Source organism: Azonexus sp. (assembly GCF_049652925.1).
In the GTDB taxonomy this organism is placed as follows: Bacteria; Pseudomonadota; Gammaproteobacteria; order Burkholderiales; family Rhodocyclaceae; genus Azonexus.
The window spans coordinates 183,161-198,851 of sequence record NZ_JBASFI010000023.1 but is presented as its reverse complement, the minus strand read 5'-3'; the positions used below and the strand labels follow the sequence as shown (position 1 = coordinate 198,851).

Annotated in this window: 16 protein-coding genes; 9 read left to right on the top strand and 7 right to left on the bottom strand. The window is 57.5% G+C overall.

Translation table 11 applies throughout. The features are described 5' to 3' along the window. Positions 1 to 7: 7 nt before the first annotated feature. From ndk to WBK19_RS12155, 6 genes are all read right to left on the bottom strand, one after another. Complete coding sequence (ndk, locus tag WBK19_RS12180; RefSeq protein ID WP_226400694.1) at positions 8 to 436, bottom strand: nucleoside-diphosphate kinase; 429 nt, start codon at positions 434 to 436, stop codon at positions 8 to 10. 72 nt (positions 437 to 508) lie between these two features. Then, positions 509 to 1,195, bottom strand: coding sequence for a hypothetical protein (locus tag WBK19_RS12175; protein WP_511290054.1), 687 nt, complete (start codon positions 1,193 to 1,195; stop codon positions 509 to 511). 104 nt (positions 1,196 to 1,299) lie between these two features. After that, positions 1,300 to 2,583: a TRAP transporter large permease gene (locus WBK19_RS12170; RefSeq protein ID WP_511290052.1), complete on the bottom strand. Its 1,284-nt coding sequence runs from the start codon at positions 2,581 to 2,583 to the stop codon at positions 1,300 to 1,302. Next, the gene (locus WBK19_RS12165; RefSeq protein ID WP_511290093.1) at positions 2,580 to 3,356 is read right to left on the bottom strand and encodes a TRAP transporter small permease; all 777 of its coding nucleotides are present in this window, start codon (positions 3,354 to 3,356) and stop codon (positions 2,580 to 2,582) included. Before WBK19_RS12165 ends, WBK19_RS12170 begins: the two co-directional genes overlap by 4 nt. Positions 3,357 to 3,419: 63 nt before the next feature. Further along, positions 3,420 to 4,424, bottom strand: coding sequence for a TRAP transporter substrate-binding protein (locus tag WBK19_RS12160; RefSeq protein WP_511290050.1), 1,005 nt, complete (start codon positions 4,422 to 4,424; stop codon positions 3,420 to 3,422). 162 nt (positions 4,425 to 4,586) lie between these two features. Next, positions 4,587 to 5,936 carry a dicarboxylate/amino acid:cation symporter gene (locus tag WBK19_RS12155; RefSeq protein ID WP_511290048.1) on the bottom strand — a complete coding sequence of 450 codons (1,350 nt, stop codon included), beginning with the start codon at positions 5,934 to 5,936 and terminating at the stop codon, positions 4,587 to 4,589. 154 nt (positions 5,937 to 6,090) lie between these two features. Between WBK19_RS12155 and WBK19_RS12150 the strand changes: the two genes are divergently transcribed. The 6 genes from WBK19_RS12150 (at position 6,091) to WBK19_RS12125 (ending at position 12,529) form a co-directional block, all read left to right on the top strand. Next, entirely contained in the window at positions 6,091 to 8,076 is a 1,986-nt protein-coding gene (locus WBK19_RS12150; RefSeq protein WP_511290046.1) for a sensor histidine kinase, read from the top strand. Beyond that, positions 8,073 to 8,669, top strand: coding sequence for a response regulator transcription factor (locus WBK19_RS12145; protein ID WP_511290044.1), 597 nt, complete (start codon positions 8,073 to 8,075; stop codon positions 8,667 to 8,669). Before WBK19_RS12150 ends, WBK19_RS12145 begins: the two co-directional genes overlap by 4 nt. 107 nt (positions 8,670 to 8,776) lie before the next feature. Continuing rightward, on the top strand, positions 8,777 to 9,103 hold the full coding sequence (gene trxA, locus WBK19_RS12140) for a thioredoxin TrxA (RefSeq protein ID WP_511290042.1): 327 nt from the start codon (positions 8,777 to 8,779) through the stop codon (positions 9,101 to 9,103). A 161-nt stretch (positions 9,104 to 9,264) separates the two neighbouring features. Beyond that, complete coding sequence (gene rho / locus WBK19_RS12135) at positions 9,265 to 10,524, top strand: transcription termination factor Rho (RefSeq protein WP_226400710.1); 1,260 nt, start codon at positions 9,265 to 9,267, stop codon at positions 10,522 to 10,524. An 88-nt stretch (positions 10,525 to 10,612) separates the two neighbouring features. Continuing rightward, entirely contained in the window at positions 10,613 to 10,834 is a 222-nt protein-coding gene (gene rpmE, locus WBK19_RS12130; RefSeq protein WP_117608274.1) for a 50S ribosomal protein L31, read from the top strand. Positions 10,835 to 10,894: 60 nt separating this feature from the next. After that, on the top strand, positions 10,895 to 12,529 hold the full coding sequence (locus WBK19_RS12125; protein WP_511290040.1) for an ArnT family glycosyltransferase: 1,635 nt from the start codon (positions 10,895 to 10,897) through the stop codon (positions 12,527 to 12,529). 20 nt (positions 12,530 to 12,549) lie between these two features. On the opposite strand, the gene orn is transcribed toward WBK19_RS12125, so the two are convergent. Further along, positions 12,550 to 13,095 (bottom strand): oligoribonuclease, encoded by a 546-nt coding sequence (orn, locus tag WBK19_RS12120; RefSeq protein ID WP_511290038.1) that lies wholly within the window; start codon positions 13,093 to 13,095, stop codon positions 12,550 to 12,552. Positions 13,096 to 13,199: 104 nt separating this feature from the next. Here orn and WBK19_RS12115 point away from each other — a divergent pair, with 104 nt between their 5' ends. Genes WBK19_RS12115 through rsgA form a run of 3 tightly spaced genes read left to right on the top strand, consistent with a single transcriptional unit; the run spans position 13,200 to position 15,579 of the window. After that, entirely contained in the window at positions 13,200 to 14,402 is a 1,203-nt protein-coding gene (locus WBK19_RS12115) for a M48 family metallopeptidase (protein ID WP_511290036.1), read from the top strand. Further along, positions 14,399 to 14,713 (top strand): cytochrome c, encoded by a 315-nt coding sequence (locus tag WBK19_RS12110; protein ID WP_511290034.1) that lies wholly within the window; start codon positions 14,399 to 14,401, stop codon positions 14,711 to 14,713. Before WBK19_RS12115 ends, WBK19_RS12110 begins: the two co-directional genes overlap by 4 nt. Next, positions 14,713 to 15,579 carry a ribosome small subunit-dependent GTPase A gene (gene rsgA, locus WBK19_RS12105; protein ID WP_511290032.1) on the top strand — a complete coding sequence of 289 codons (867 nt, stop codon included), beginning with the start codon at positions 14,713 to 14,715 and terminating at the stop codon, positions 15,577 to 15,579. The genes WBK19_RS12110 and rsgA overlap by 1 nt, the downstream gene beginning before the upstream one ends. Positions 15,580 to 15,691: the final 112 nt, after the last annotated feature.

Below are 15,691 nucleotides of genomic sequence, written 5' to 3'. Positions count from 1 at the left end.
GTATTGATTAGCGACCAGCGTAAACGTTCAGGCCCGGGAAGAAGAAAGCAACTTCCACGGCAGCGGTTTCCGGTGCATCAGAGCCGTGCACGGCGTTGGCATCAATCGATTCAGCAAAGTCGGCACGGATGGTACCGGCGGCGGCTTCCTTCGGATTGGTGGCGCCCATCAGTTCACGGTTCTTGGCGATGGCGTTTTCGCCTTCGAGCACTTGAACCATGACCGGACCGGAGGTCATGAAAGAAACCAGATCCTTGAAGAAAGGACGAGCCTTGTGCACAGCGTAGAACTGGCCGGCTTCCTGTTCGGATAGCCAGACCATCTTGGAAGCAACGATCTTCAGACCATTGGTTTCAAAACGGGAGTAAATCTTGCCGATAACGTTCTTGGCAACAGCGTCGGGTTTGATGATGGAGAGGGCGAGTTCGATAGCCATTTAATTGCTCCGCAAAAGCTAGTCAGTTGAAAAACGGGCAATTTTAGCAGATTCAGAACACGAACGCCCGAATCACTGCACTAGCGATTTCTCGTCTTCGGGCTTGTTCAGCGGCTCGCGCAACTCGGCAAAATTGCGCGGCGCAACGTATTGCAGCAGCTCCTTGCCATCGCTGTCGACGACAACATCGAGCCCTTTTTCGGGATAGAGCAGATGCACCCGCTTTTCCGACACTGCCAGCCGTTCGCCCGGCGGCCCGAAGCGCTGGATCACCGTCGCCTCATCGAGATTGACCGACGGTATGACGCTGATCGCCTTGACCGGCATTTTTTCAATTGCAGCCAGATCATCGGGGTTCAATGTGATTTTGCGCGTCATGCTTTCCATGTGTTTGGCCTTGAGGGCTCGATCACGCATTTCCAAAATCAGCTCATTTTTCGCGTCGACCGTGACAATCACCTTGGCCAGCACAAAACCGAGTGCCACCTGCGAGTAATAGCCTTCGAGCGTGCCCATTTCGTTTGGCTCGGCGACGATCGCCACGTCCATCTCGCTACCAAACTTCTGGCGCACCTCGCCGACGGTACTGACCCCCGGGTGCAGACCGAAGACTGAACTACCACCCTGGGCATCGAGTTCGATTTGCCAAGGCAGGTTGGCATTGGGATCGACACCGTCCTGCTTCCCCAGCCCCGGAACCAAAAAGGGAACAATCAAAGCAATGGCAATCAGCGCGATCATCGAGAGTGCGAATTTCATGATTTCCTAACGTACTTTCCGGGGACCGGATTGTGCCACACCCGCCCCACAAAAAAACAAGCCCCGAACGGAGTCGGGGCTTGTCTATTGCGGGAAGGCCAGCCTTAAATCATGCCCATGGTCCGTGGCAACCAGAGCGAAAGATCAGGCCAATAGGTAACAACCATCAGGAAGCAGAGCATGGAGAGCAGCCACGGCCAGACGGCTACGGTCAACTCGGTAATGCCCATCTTGGTTATCCCCGACGCGACATAGAGATTCAAGCCGACCGGCGGATGGCACATGCCGACTTCCATATTCACCACCATCAGGATACCGAAATGCACCGGATGGATGCCGAGCGCAATCGCCACCGGGAATAGAATCGGCGCGAAGATCAGGACAATGGAAGACGGCTCCATGAAGTTACCGGCGAGCAGCAAAATCACGTTCACTGCCAGCAGGAAGCTAATGATGCCCAGCCCGTTGCCCAGCATCCAGTCAGCCAGTGCTTGCGGAATGTTCTCATTGGTCATGATGAACGAGAAGAGCACGGCATTGGTGATGATGTAGAGCAGCATCGCCGACATGTTGGCCGAATTGAGCAACACCTTCGGCACATCCTTCAAGCCCAGATCCCTGTAGATGAAAACGGCACAAATAAAGGCGTAGACCGCAGACATCGCTGCCGCTTCGGTCGGCGTGAAGATGCCAGTGTAGATACCACCCATCACGACAACAATCAACAACAAGCCCCAGACCGAAGCGCGGAAGGCTTTCCAGCGCTCACCCCAGGTCGCCTTCGGCTGACGCGGATAATCAAACTTCTTGGCGCGATACCATGTAACACCGCCCAGCGTCGCCGCCAGCGCCAGACCCGGAATCACCCCGGCCATGAACAAGGCGCCGACCGAAGTATTGGTCGCCACCGAATACATCACCATGACGATGGATGGCGGAATCAGGATACCGAGCGCCCCGGACGTCGCGATCACGCCGGCCCCGAACTTGTTCGGGAAGCCAGCCTTGACCATTGCCGGCAGCAGAATGGAACCGATCGCTACGACTGTTGCCGGACTGGAGCCAGATACCGCAGCAAACAGCGCACAGGCCAGCACGCCAGCCAGACCGAGACCGCCGTACCAGTGACCGACCATCGACGTGGCGAAGTTGATCATCCGTTTCGCCACCCCGCCATGGGTCAGGAAATTGCCGGCGAGGATGAAGAACGGAATCGCCATGATTTCGAACTTCTCGATGCCGGTAAATAACTTGAGTGCTACCGATTCAAGCGGCACCTCGGTCATCGTAAAGAGGAAGGTCAAAACCGTCAGGCCAAGCGAGATCGAAATCGGCATGCCGGTCAGCATAAGCACGGCCAGCAGGCCGAAAATCACCAGGGCGTTCATTGCTGACCTCCTTTGTCGTCTTCACTGCGACGCTCAGCCGCGCGACGCTCGTTTTCCAACGCCTCGCTCTCGCCACGCCGGCGATCCTCACCCGTGCGACGCTCGCCAATCATTGGGTGCTTCAGGTCGTGCATGTGCAAGTTGTCATCCATGCCATAGAGATTGACATCGACCGGCGGCGTTTCATCCTCCAGTCCATCAACGTGACCATGGTCATGGTGCGGCAGTTCGCCGGTACGCATGAACGAGATGCAGACCTGCAGGAAGCGGAAGCACATCAGCGAAGAACCCAGCGGGATGGCGCTGTAAACAATCCACGTCGGCCATTCAAGATCAGGCGTCGTCGGTCCTTCATAGTTGTCGCCGGTGTCGATACCAAGGAACTGGAAGATGGCGTAATGCGCCCCGTTTTCCCAGACGAAATGACCGCCCAGCGTCGCTACAATGCCCGTAAACAAGGCGCCGGCCAGCAATCCGAACACAATGGCCTTGCCGCGGGCGCTGTCGTCAAGACGGTTGATCAGCACATCGACCCCGACGTGGATACCGGTACGCACCCCGTAAGCCGCACCGAACTTGGCCATCCAGACAAACATGATGATGCAGAGCTCCTGAGCCCAGCCGAAATTGAGTGTCAGCAACCAGTCCTGAAGCCCGGGAATATCCATCCCGGCCAGATAACGGTGCATGACTGAGACGAAAATAATGAGTGTGGCCGCTCCCATCAGGAAGGTGACCAGCAACTCTTCAAGGTGATTCAACGCCTTGTTGATCATGACGAGTTCCCCCGTTGTGATGCGGGGGCCGTAGCCCCCGCATTCATGTTGCAGCTACGGTTAGAGGCTATCCGGCTTGAACCCGGTGTCCTTGTAAACCGCCTGGATCACTTCCTTGCCGACGCGACCTTCCATCTTCTGATGGACCGGCACCAGCGCCTTCTTGAAAGCCAGGCGCTCTTCCTTGGTCGGGGTATAGACCGTCGTCTTGCCACTCTTCTTCACTGCCTCAAGTGCGTTGTCGTTCTCAACCTTGGCGATCTGGTTGGCGTAACGGGTAGCCTGCTCCATGGCATCTTCCAGTTGAGCCCGAACGTCAGCCGGCAAACCGTCCCAGAACTTCTTGTTCACGATCACCGCATAGCCAAGGTAACCGTGCTCGGTCAGCGTCAGATGCTTCTGCACTTCGTGCATCTTCTGGGTGTAGAGATTCGAAATCGGATTCTCGGTGCCGTCGACCACACCGGTCTGCAGCGCCTGATAGACCTCGGAGAAAGCCATTACCTGTGGCAAACCACCCAGGGCACGGATTTCTTCTTCAAGCACCTTCGACGACTGGATGCGCAGCTTCTTGCCCTTGAGGTCTGCTGGCGTCTTGATCGGCGTATTCAGCGAGAAGGACTTGAACCCGTTGTCCCAGTAACCCAAACCACGAATACCCTTGGGTTCCAGCTTGGCCAGCAATTGCTTGCCGACAGCGCCGTTGGTTACCTTGCGCAGACCATCGTAGTCACTAAAGATGAACGGCAGATCAAAAACCTCAAACTCCTTGACACCGAGCGGACCAAACTTGGCAAGCGACGGAGCGAGCATCTGAACTGCGCCCAACTGCAGCGCTTCCATCTCCTCCTTGTCCTTGTACAGCGTCGAGTTGGCATAAACCTCAACCTTGACCTTGCCCTTCGTCAGTTCGCCGGCTTTCTTTGCAAACATTTCGGCAGCCTTGCCTTTCGGAGTATCGGCGGCTACCACGTGGCTGAATTTAATGACGATGGGTGCCTGGGCATAGGCGGCCAGCGACAGCGCGCCGGCAAACAGGGCAACCAAAAGCTTGGATACTTTCATTGTTTTCTCCTCCAGATATGGAATAGCGAAATTTAAAAAAATTTCAGCTGAGTTAAATTATTACGAAAGATATAACCGCCGTGTATTGTGGTTTTCCACATACCGATTACCCATAAAAAAACCGCCGGACCAGCCGACGGTTGTTAGCAACGATATTCGCGATCAGTGATGTTCGACGATAGGCCGCGGAACGTGGGGAATGACCAGTTCCGGGGCGTCATCCAGAACCAGTTCCGGATTGTCTGCCTCGTCTGCGGTTTCGTTGTTGAGAACAGCATTCAGGCGCTTGGTATCGAGCGCATTGCACCACTTGGCCACCACCAGCGTAGCAACGCTATTGCCAATGAAGTTGGTCAGGGCACGGGCTTCTGACATGAAACGGTCGATCCCTAGAATCAGGGCCAACCCAGCCACCGGTACGGTGCCTACGGCCGACAGCGTCGCTGCCAACACGATAAAACCACTTCCTGTCACCCCGGCGGCACCTTTGGAGGTCAGCAACAAAATGACCAGCAGTGTAATTTGCTGCCCGATATCCATCGGTGTATTGGTCGCCTGAGCGATAAAAACGGCAGCCATGGTCAGGTAGATCGAGGTGCCATCGAGATTGAAGGAATAGCCGGTCGGCACAACCAGACCAACCACCGACTTTTGCGCACCCGCATTTTCCATCTTGGCCATCAGGCGCGGCAAGGCAGATTCCGACGAAGAGGTACCGAGCACCAGGAAAAGCTCTTCCTTGATGTACTTGATCAACTTGATGATGGAGAAGCCGTGAAACGCAGCAATACTTCCCAATACACCAAGAATGAAGATCACGCAGGTCAGGTAGAACGCCCCCATCAGGCTGGCCAACTGGGTCAGGCTACCGACACCGTGTTTGCCAATGGTGTAGGCCATCGCACCGAAAGCACCGATCGGAGCGACCTTCATGATCACTCCGACGATGCCGAACAGCACGTGCGACAATTTCTCGATCAACTCGAAGACCGGCTTGCCACGCTCACCGAAGGCATGCATGGCATAGCCGAAGAGGATAGAGAAGAAAAGCACCTGCAGCATGTCGCCCTTGGCAAAGGCATCGACAACGCTGGTCGGGATGATGTTCAACAGGAAGTCAGTCGTCGATTGCATCTGGCCAGGCTGGGCATACTTGGCAATGCCCTTGGTATCCAGCGTCGACACGTCGACGTTCATGCCAACACCGGGCTGCCAGACGTTTACGACGACCAGACCAATCACCAGCGCGATGGAACTGACCACTTCAAAATAGAGCACGGCCAGGCCACCGGTCTTGCCGACCTTTTTCATGTCTTCCATGCCGGCAATGCCGACAACGATGGTGCAGAAGATGATCGGGGCGATGATCATCTTGATCAGCTTGATGAACCCGTCGCCAAGCGGCTTCATCGCCGCGCCGGTTTCAGGATAGAAATGCCCGAGCGACACGCCAATGATGATGGCGACGATCACCTGAAAATAGAGACTCTTGAATATCGTTTTTCTGGCCATGGTACTTGTGCTCCTCCTCGAATACGGACTCCGGAAAAGTCCGGAAAACGGGCGGCAGTATCTCCAACATGGCTTCGGCCGACCATTGTGGATATCCGTGTTGTGGAAAACCACAATCAACCGGCCCGAAAAAACGTGGTGTACCATTTTGCAAATGAATCACACGCTTCCGATCCTCCCGGGCAGTTCGCGCCGGCTGCGCTGGCTACTGGCCCTGCCCAAGCTGGGTATCGTCTTGCTGCTCGTCGCCGTGCTCACCCTGATCTGGCTGCTGCACCGCAACGAAGCGGAAGAAGAGCGCTCAGCCCTGATCAAGGACGTGCTCTGGCTGGAACAGAATCTGCGTTTTCACCTCGATGGCAACGAAGAACAAATGCAGCAACTGGCGCTGGAAATCGCCAATTCGCCCAATCGCCAGAAGCTGTTCCGACTGCGCGCCGAGCACATATTGAAAAACTCGCCGGATATTGCCCAGGTACTCTGGCTGGATGCCGACCGGCAGGTGCTTGACGCCTTGCCGACCACAACTCAGCCGGATAGCGAGATCGAATCATTCGGTCCCTCCGTGACAGCCAAGGCTTTCGAATTGGCCAGCCGGCTGGGCAAACGGCAATACACCGAGCCCTTCTTTCTTGAAGGTAACCGAGCCTTCGTCGAGCTGCTCGTTCCCATCTTCAACGAGCGTCGGACAACAGGCATGCTCGTCCTCTTGTATCCACTGGACACACTCCTCGGCAACCAAGTGCCATGGTGGTTTACCGAGAAATACAAAGTCGAAATTGTCGACGACAACGATCTCCAATTCGCCACCAAAACCCACATTTCCGGCAACCGCAGCCAGAGCTACGAAATCCCCTTCGATCCACCGGGTTCCGGTCTTTTGCTACGCGTAACAAACTACAACGCCCCGGATAACTCACTGCAACGCCTGCTGGTCGCCGCCATCATTTTGCTCGCCGCTGGCGTCTTCTGGAGCCTGTGGCTGGTCCGCGACCTGATGAAAAAGCGCTCTCTCGCCGAAGATGCGCTGCGCGAAGAACACGCTTTCCGTGCCGCCATGGAGGATTCACTGACGGTCGGCATGCGGGCTCGAGACCTGCTCGGACGGGTCATCTACGTCAATCCAGCCTTCTGCAGAATGACGGGCTTCAGTCCAGCAGAACTGGTCAACAAGGCGCCGCCCATGCCCTATTGGGCGCCGGAACAACTGGAAGAAACCTACGCCATGCACCAGACCGTCCTGGCTGGTGAGGCACCACCGGATGGTTTCGAGATCACCTTCATGCGCAAGAATGGCGAACGTTTCCACGCACTTGTCTACGAAGCCAAGCTGATCGACGGTAGTGGACGGCATACCGGCTGGATGGCCTCGGTGCTTGACATAACCGAACGCAAACACGCTGAAGAGTTAGCTCGCCAACAACAGGAGCAACTGCAATTTACCTCTCGCCTGGTCACCATGGGCGAGATGGCATCCACCCTTGCCCACGAGCTGAATCAGCCACTTGCGGCCATCGCCAGCTACAACACCGGTTGCCAGAATTTGCTGAGCAGCGGCAAAGCGACCCCACAAGAAATTCTGCCGGCCCTGGAAAAAATCGGGGTGCAAGCCCAGCGCGCCGGCAAAATCATTCGCCGCGTCCATGACTTCGTCCGGAAAAGCGAACCAAAACGCGCCCCCTGCCTGCTCGGCGAAGTCATTGAAGACTGCCTCGGATTCGTCGAAGCCGAGGCGCGCAAGCGGCATGTCCGGATCGAATGCGAAATCCCCTCGCTACCGCCGATTCCGGCCGATCGACTGATGCTCGAACAAGTCCTTCTTAACCTGATCAGGAACGGTATGGAAGCGATGGCCAGCAACGATATAGCCGACCGCGTGTTGCATATTGCGACTGAAATCAGCGGCAGCGAACTGCATGTCAGGGTCAGCGACCGAGGCTGCGGCATCTCGCCGGAAATCCGCGACAAGTTATTTACCGCGTTTTTTACTACAAAGCCTGAAGGCATGGGGATCGGGCTGTCGATCTGCCGCTCGATCATCGAGTTTCACCGCGGCCGATTGTGGGTTGAAGACAACCAGCAATCGCCAAACGGAAGCGGTACGATATTTATTTTCACCCTGCCTATGGAAGCCGAATGAACGCCCCCAAAGCACATCTGGTTGATGACGACGATGCCATTCGTGACGCCTTGGCCTGGTTGTTGAAATCACGCGGCATTCCGTATGCAACCTACGATTCAGCAGAAAGCTTCCTGGCTGCCTGGACAGCCACCACCAGTGGCTGCGTGGTTCTTGATATGCGGATGACCGGCATTAGCGGCCTCGATTGTTTTGATCAATTGCTCGAAAGGAAATCAACGCTGCCCGTAATATTTCTCACCGGCCACGGTGATGTCCCGCTCGCCGTCAGTACGCTCAAGAAAGGCGCCTTCGACTTCTTTGAAAAGCCGCTCAACGACAATGAGCTGGCTACTCGCATCGAGGAAGCAATGGGGATTGATGCGCGCCAGCGAGCGGCAAATGCCACGGTCGACTCGGTAAAAGCACGAATTTCGACATTGACCACCCGCGAGCGCCAAATCATGGAACTCGTTCTGCTCGGAAAATTCAACAAGGTGATCGCCGACGAATTGAACATCAGCATGCGCACCGTCGAGGTGCATCGCGCCAATATTTTCGACAAAATGAAGGTGAAAACCGCAGTCGAACTAGCCAATCTACTTAAACCCTGACACCGATGCTTCCCTAGCGCTTCTTTTTTCGCTAGCATCACGCAACATTCACGTCGCCACTCCGGCGCGACCTTACCCATTCGTTTTACCCATCCCATGAGGCAACCATGAGCGAGCACATCCATTACGTAACCGACGACACATTTGATGCGGAAGTGCTGCAGTCGCAGCAACCCGTTCTCGTCGACTACTGGGCAGAATGGTGCGGCCCCTGCAAGATGATCGCTCCGATCCTTGACGAAGTAGCAACCGAATACGCCGGCAAGCTCAAGGTGGCCAAGGTCAACATTGATGACAATCAGGCAACCCCTGCCAAGTACGGCATCCGCGGCATTCCGACGCTCATGATTTTCAAGAACGGCAACATCGAAGCAACCAAGGTTGGGGCACTGTCCAAGTCACAACTCGCTGCCTTTATTGACAGCAACCTGTAATCTCCGTAGTCTCCCGCCCTGAAGGTGCGTTCTGCACCTTCAGGCAGATGCCTCCGGCCCAGGGCCCACGCATCACTCCCCACCCAAAAGCTCCCAAGCTCTTGCGCCCCGGTTTCGGGCAGCAGCCCGGCCCATCATTTACTGGCGCCACACACTCCCACATGCAACTTTCCGAACTAAAAACACTACACGTCAGCAAACTGCTGGACATGGCCACCGAACTGGCCATCGAAAACGCCAACCGCATGCGCAAGATGGAGCTGATCTACGCCATCCTGAAAGCCAAGGCCAAAAACGGCGAAACAATTTACGGCGATGGCACACTGGAAGTACTGTCGGACGGCTTCGGCTTCCTCCGCTCCTCCGACACATCCTACCTTGCCAACCCGGATGACATTTACGTCTCCCCGTCGCAAGTTCGCCGCTTCAATCTGCGCACCGGCGACACCGTCGAAGGCGAGATTCGCACGCCGAAGGAAGGCGAACGCTACGTTGCATTGACCAAACTGGAGTCGATCAACGGCTTCCCGCCCGAGGCGAACAAGAACAAGATCATGTTCGAGAACCTGACGCCGCTGCATCCGACGCGTCACCTCAAGCTCGAACGCGACATCAAGTCCGAAGAAAATATCACCAGCCGCGTCATCGACATGATTGCGCCAGTCGGTTGTGGCCAGCGCGGCCTGCTTGTCGCTCCGCCAAAGACCGGCAAGACCGTGATGCTGCAAAACATCGCCCACGCCATCACCGCCAACCACCCGGAAGTCATCCTGATTGTCCTGCTCATCGACGAGCGTCCGGAAGAAGTCACTGAAATGACCCGCACCGTCAAAGGCGAAGTCGTTGCCTCCACTTTTGACGAACCAGCCACCCGCCACGTCGCGGTTGCCGAAATGGTCATTGAAAAAGCCAAACGCCTTGTTGAGCACAAGAAGGATGTTGTCATCCTGCTCGATTCGATCACCCGCCTCGCCCGCGCCTACAACACCGTGCAACCGGCCTCCGGCAAGGTACTGACTGGCGGCGTCGACGCCAACGCCCTGCAGAAGCCGAAGCGTTTCTTCGGTGCCGCGCGCAACATCGAGGAAGGCGGCTCGCTGACCATTCTCGCCACGGCGCTGATCGACACTGGCTCGCGCATGGACGAAGTGATCTACGAAGAATTCAAGGGTACCGGCAACTCGGAAATCCACCTCGACCGTCGCATGGCGGAGAAGCGGATGTATCCGGCAGTCAACGTCAATCGCTCCGGCACCCGCCGCGAAGAATTGCTGCTCAAACCCGACGTCCTGCAGAAAATGTGGGTTCTGCGCAAACTATGTTACCCGATGGACGATCTCGAAGCGATGGAGTTCCTTCTCGACAAGGTCAAATCGACCAAGGGCAACCAGGAATTCTTCGACGCGATGCGTCGCGGCTAAGAGCTATTGCAACCGCGTGATTATTCGAGGATAATCATGCGTTTTCCAGATCGGCCACATCCGCCGGTCGCTTGACTAAGGACTAAAGATGAAAGCCAATATCCATCCGGATTACAACGAGATTCAGGTGACCTGCTCCTGCGGCAGCACCTTCACGACCAAGTCGACCATGAAGAAGGCTCTTCACGTCGAAGTTTGCTCGCTCTGCCACCCGTTCTATACCGGCAAGCAGAAGATCGTCGACACCGCCGGCCGTGTTGAACGCTTCAACCAGAAATTCGGTGCCATGCGCGGCAAGGCTGCTGCCTGATCTGCCCGAGTTACGGTATAAAAGGCAGCCTGATGGCTGCCTTTTTCATTTCTGGCCGACATGTCTGATTTCCTCGTACTGATTCGCGACACCTTGCGTCGCGGCATTCGCCTGCCTCCCGCCGGCTGGGTGCTCGCCGCCATCCTGGCCTTCTACGTACTTGCGGGCCTGTTCGGCCGCGACCCGTGGAAGGGCGAGGACGCCATCCACATTGGCGCCGCTTGGCATATGCTGAACTTTGGCGACTGGCTATCGCCCGATCTGGCTGGCCGCCCTTTCCACGAGCCGCCGCTCTATTACTGGAGCGCGGCCCTGACCGGCAAACTGTTCGGCTGGTTGCTGCCGCTGCATGAAGCAATGCGCCTGGCCAGCGGCATCTGGGTTGCGCTGGCGCTGATGGGGCTCTACTACGCCGGCCGCGAGCTGTATGGCGAGGAGAGCGCGGCAGCCAGCCCGCTGCTGCTCGCCGGCTGTGCCGGCCTTCTCTTCCACGCCCACGATGCACAGCCGATGCTGATCGCACTTGCCGCCTACGCCGGCGGCTTGGGCGCACTTGCCACGATTGGCCGAAAACCTCGCTTGACCGGCATTTTCTACGGCCTCGCGGTAGCCGGCTGCCTGCTCGGAACCGGCATCGCCCCGACACTGCCTCTGCTGGCCATTGCCCCCATCGCCTGGTGGCTGTCTCCGGACCGCCCGAAAGCCCTGCACACCCTGCTGATTGGCCTTGCCCTGGCCACCGTCCTGATTCTGCCGTGGCCGCTGCTTCTGCTCAATCTCGAGCCGAGTCGCTTCCACGGCTGGCTGGCCACCGAACTGGCGCCGCTCAAAACACCATTTTCGCTCGCTGGCGGCGGCCGTTTTCTCGCCATGTTGCCGTGGTTCGCCTTTCCTGCCATTCCGCTCGCTGGATGGACGCTATGGATCAGGCGCAAGAGCCTCAAGGCAGCGGAGCAATTGCTGCCCCTCTCCTTTTTGCTGATAACGCTTCTACTGCTGGCCTGGGCCTACCGCCCCCAGCAAATTCCCGCGCTACTGCTGTTACCTCCCTTGGCCCTGCTCGCCACGCCCGGCGCCCTCGCCTTGCGGCGCGGCTCGGCGAATGCCTTCGACTGGTTCGCGATGTCGACCTTCAGCGTCTTTGTCGGCATCGTCTGGCTAGGCTGGTCGGCAATGGTTCTCGGCTGGCCAGGGCAGATGGCCAAGCGGGCGCTGGTACTGCGCCCCGGCTTCTCCGGGCATTTCGACTTAGTGGCACTACTCATCGGCCTGGCGGCAACGGCATGGTGGATCTGGCTAATTGTCACCGCACCGCGTTCGCCCTATCGCAGCCTGACGCACTGGACGCTCGGCTGCACGACGCTGTGGCTGCTGGCAACGACACTGATCATGCCGTGGTTCGACTTCAACAAATCGTACCGCCTGGTTGCCCAGTCCATCGCGCAGACTTTGCCGGCCGATCACGGCTGCCTAGCCGAACGCAGATTGAACCAAACCCAGCTTGCCTCGCTGTCCTATTTTGTCGGCATCGAACCGGTGAACGAAAGTTCAAAAGCGGGACAGGCTTGCAACTGGCTGCTGGTCGTCGGCGACACGCGCAGCGAACTGGCGGCGCCCAATGGCAAGTGGTCCAAGGTCTGGGAAGGCAACCGCCCGGGCGACCGCAAGGAAACTTTCCGTCTCTTCCGGCGCTGACAGCAGCGGTTGCGACGCGATTACCCCTTCAGGAAGTGCTCGCGGTAATACTTCATTTCATCGATTGATTCGTAAATATCGGCCAGCGCCGTGTGCTTGCTCTTTTTCTTGAAGCCCTTGTAGATCTCCGGCTGCCAGCGCTTGCACAGCTCCTTGAGGGTGCTGACATCAAGATTCCGGTAATGGAAAAAGGTTTCCAGCGTCGGCATATAGCGGGCCATGAATCGACGATCCTGGCCGATCGAATTGCCGCACATCGGCGAGTGGCCGGCCAGGGAATATTTCTTCAGAAATTCCAGCGCCTGGGCTTCGACTTCAGCCTCATTCATGGTCGACGCCTTGACCTTGTCGATCAGGCCGGAACGTCCGTGGGTTTTCTGGTTCCAATCATCCATGCCAGCGAGGATTTCGTCGCTCTGATGGACGACCCAGGCAGGCGACTCGGCGACCATTTCAAGTTCCGAGTTGGTGACGACCATGGCCATTTCGATAATCCGGTCGCCATCCGGGTTCAAGCCGGTCATTTCCATGTCCAGCCAGACGAGGTTGTTTGCAGTGCCTGCCATATAATTGCCCGAATCCTTGAAAACCGCGATTTTCGCACAGCTTTGGTCCCCCATCCGTGACACCTGACTTCACTTTCATTTTTCTGCTTTTTTTCGGGTTGACCGTGGCAACGCGCCTCTGGCTCAAACTGCGCCACATCCGTTTCGTCGCAGCTCATCGCGGTGCCGTACCGGCCGAATTTGCCGAACGCGTCGCCTTGGCAGAACACCAGAAAGCGGCCGATTACACGGTCGACCGGAGCAAGGCAGCCATTTTCAACACCCTGATCGAAGCCTGCGTGCTGCTCACCTTCACCCTCGGTGGCGGCCTGGCTACACTGCACGACTTCTGGTCGCTCCGTCTGGATGGACTCCCCTACGGCCTGGCGATGATTTTCAGCGTGATGTTCATTTCCGGGCTGATCGACCTGCCGCTCTCGCTGTATAGCCAGTTCGTCATCGAGGCCCGTCATGGCTTCAATCGGATGACCTTCGGCCTGTTCGTTACCGATCTACTCAAGCAAACCCTGCTCGGCGTCGCCATCGGCGCTCCCGTCATCGCCGCCGTGCTCTGGCTGATGGGCGCCATGGGCGAGTACTGGGGGCTATACGTCTGGCTATTCTGGAGCGCCTTCAATCTGCTCATCATGTTCGTTTATCCGACCTGGATCGCGCCGATCTTCAACAAGTTCTCGCCGCTCGAGGATGGCGAAATGAAATCGCGTATCGAAGCCCTGCTCACCCGCTGCGGCTTCCGCTCCTCCGGCCTGTTCATCATGGATGGCTCGAAGCGTTCGAGCCACGGCAATGCCTACTTCACGGGCTTCGGCAACACCAAACGCATCGTCTTTTTCGACACCCTACTCTCGCGCCTCGAACCGCCCGAAGTCGAAGCCGTGCTGGCCCACGAACTGGGCCATTTCCGCAAAAAACACGTCGTCAAGCGCATGGTCTTGATGTTCGCCGGCTCGCTCGGCTTTCTCTGGCTGCTCGGCCAGTTGATCGACGCCCAGTGGTTCTACGCCGGGCTCGGCGTTGCGACACAGAACACGACCCTGGCACTGATCCTGTTCTTCCTCGTCATGCCGGTATTCACCTTTCCGCTCAGTCCGCTGATGAGTAACCTGTCCCGTCGCCACGAATTCGAGGCCGATGCTTACGCTGCTCAGCATGCTGCCGCCAGCGATCTCATTCGCGCTCTGGTCAAGCTCTATCAGGACAATGCTTCAACCCTGACGCCCGACCCGTTACACTCGCTGTTCCACGATTCCCACCCGCCGGCCGCGCAACGCATCGCGCACCTGCAAATTCAGGAGAAACCCGCATGAAAACAGTCAACGCACTGCTTGCTGCCTCCCTGATCTCACTACCGGCGCTGGCCGCCGAACCATGGGGCAAGGCCGACCCGAAAATCGGCAAGGAACACCACGACAAGGCCTGCGTCGCCTGCCATGTCCGCCTCTACGGTGGTGATGGCAGCAAGATGTACACCCGTGACGGTCGCTTGCTGTCGACCCAGCTCGATATCCTGCAACGCGTCGCCACCTGCAACGCGATGACCAAGGCCGGCTGGTTCCCGGAAGAAGAAGCCGAAGTCGCCGCCTACCTGAACCAGCAGTACTACCACTTCAAAGACTGATGGAAGGCCGCGTCATTGCCGCGCACGGCCGCCAGTACGTCGTCGAACTGGCCGACGGCTCACGGCTGCCCTGTTTCCCGCGCGGCAAGAAAAGCGATGTGGCCTGTGGTGATCGCGTAGACATCAAGCAAACATCCGACGATCAGGGCGTCATCGAGGCCATTCAGCCGCGCAGCAGCCTACTCTACCGCTCCAATGAAACCCGCCAGAAACTGATCGCCGCCAATGTCGACCAACTGGTCATCGTCGTCGCCACCGAACCGGCCTTTTCCGACGAGTTGATCGCCCGCGCCCTGGTGGCAGCCGAAAGCGAGGAAATCGCGCCGCTCATCGTGCTCAACAAGTGCGACCTTGCCGACAAGCTGCCGACCGCCCGCCAACGCCTGGCCGTGTTCTCCAACCTCGGCTACCGCGTCCTCGAACTGTCCGCCCTCGAACACGCCGAAGACCTGCGCCCCTACCTCGCCAACCAGACCAGCGTACTCGTCGGCCAATCCGGCATGGGCAAATCGACGCTGGTCAATGCGCTGATCCCCGAAGCCCGGGCCGCCACCCGCGAAATATCGCAGGCGCTCGACTCCGGCAAGCACACGACAACGCACGCCACGCTCTACCACCTCGATGCCGACAGCCATCTGATCGATTCGCCAGGCCTGCAAGAATTCGGCCTGGGCCACCTCGACCTGCAGGATATCGAACAGGCCTTTCCGGAATTTCGCCCCTATCTTGGTCAGTGTCGCTTCCGCGACTGCCATCACAACCGGGAACCGGATTGCGCCCTGATTGCTGCGATCGACACCGGAAAGATCGATAAAACGCGCTTTGCCACCTATCACCGTATTGTCGGAACGCAACGCGGGATCTGAATAGAAGAGGATATAAATCCTCCCATGGCGGCCGATGAGGGTTTGCCACCATAGCAATTTCACGACCACAAGGTGATAATTCTGAGAAATTCGCCATGATTGGGCGACAGGA

Bases quoted from the DNA above. Each gene is read 5' to 3' on its own strand.
- ndk (WP_226400694.1), bottom strand. From the start codon at position 436: ATGGCTATCGAACTCGCCCTCTCCATCATCAAACCCGACGCTGTTGCC.
- WBK19_RS12175 (WP_511290054.1), bottom strand. From the start codon at position 1,195: ATGAAATTCGCACTCTCGATGATCGCGCTGATTGCCATTGCTTTGATT.
- WBK19_RS12170 (WP_511290052.1), bottom strand. From the start codon at position 2,583: ATGAACGCCCTGGTGATTTTCGGCCTGCTGGCCGTGCTTATGCTGACC.
- WBK19_RS12160 (WP_511290050.1), bottom strand. From the start codon at position 4,424: ATGAAAGTATCCAAGCTTTTGGTTGCCCTGTTTGCCGGCGCGCTGTCG.
- WBK19_RS12155 (WP_511290048.1), bottom strand. From the start codon at position 5,936: ATGGCCAGAAAAACGATATTCAAGAGTCTCTATTTTCAGGTGATCGTC.
- WBK19_RS12150 (WP_511290046.1), top strand. From the start codon at position 6,091: ATGAATCACACGCTTCCGATCCTCCCGGGCAGTTCGCGCCGGCTGCGC.
- WBK19_RS12145 (WP_511290044.1), top strand. From the start codon at position 8,073: ATGAACGCCCCCAAAGCACATCTGGTTGATGACGACGATGCCATTCGT.
- trxA (WP_511290042.1), top strand. From the start codon at position 8,777: ATGAGCGAGCACATCCATTACGTAACCGACGACACATTTGATGCGGAA.
- rho (WP_226400710.1), top strand. From the start codon at position 9,265: ATGCAACTTTCCGAACTAAAAACACTACACGTCAGCAAACTGCTGGAC.
- rpmE (WP_117608274.1), top strand. From the start codon at position 10,613: ATGAAAGCCAATATCCATCCGGATTACAACGAGATTCAGGTGACCTGC.
- WBK19_RS12125 (WP_511290040.1), top strand. From the start codon at position 10,895: ATGTCTGATTTCCTCGTACTGATTCGCGACACCTTGCGTCGCGGCATT.
- orn (WP_511290038.1), bottom strand. From the start codon at position 13,095: ATGGCAGGCACTGCAAACAACCTCGTCTGGCTGGACATGGAAATGACC.
- WBK19_RS12110 (WP_511290034.1), top strand. From the start codon at position 14,399: ATGAAAACAGTCAACGCACTGCTTGCTGCCTCCCTGATCTCACTACCG.
- rsgA (WP_511290032.1), top strand. From the start codon at position 14,713: ATGGAAGGCCGCGTCATTGCCGCGCACGGCCGCCAGTACGTCGTCGAA.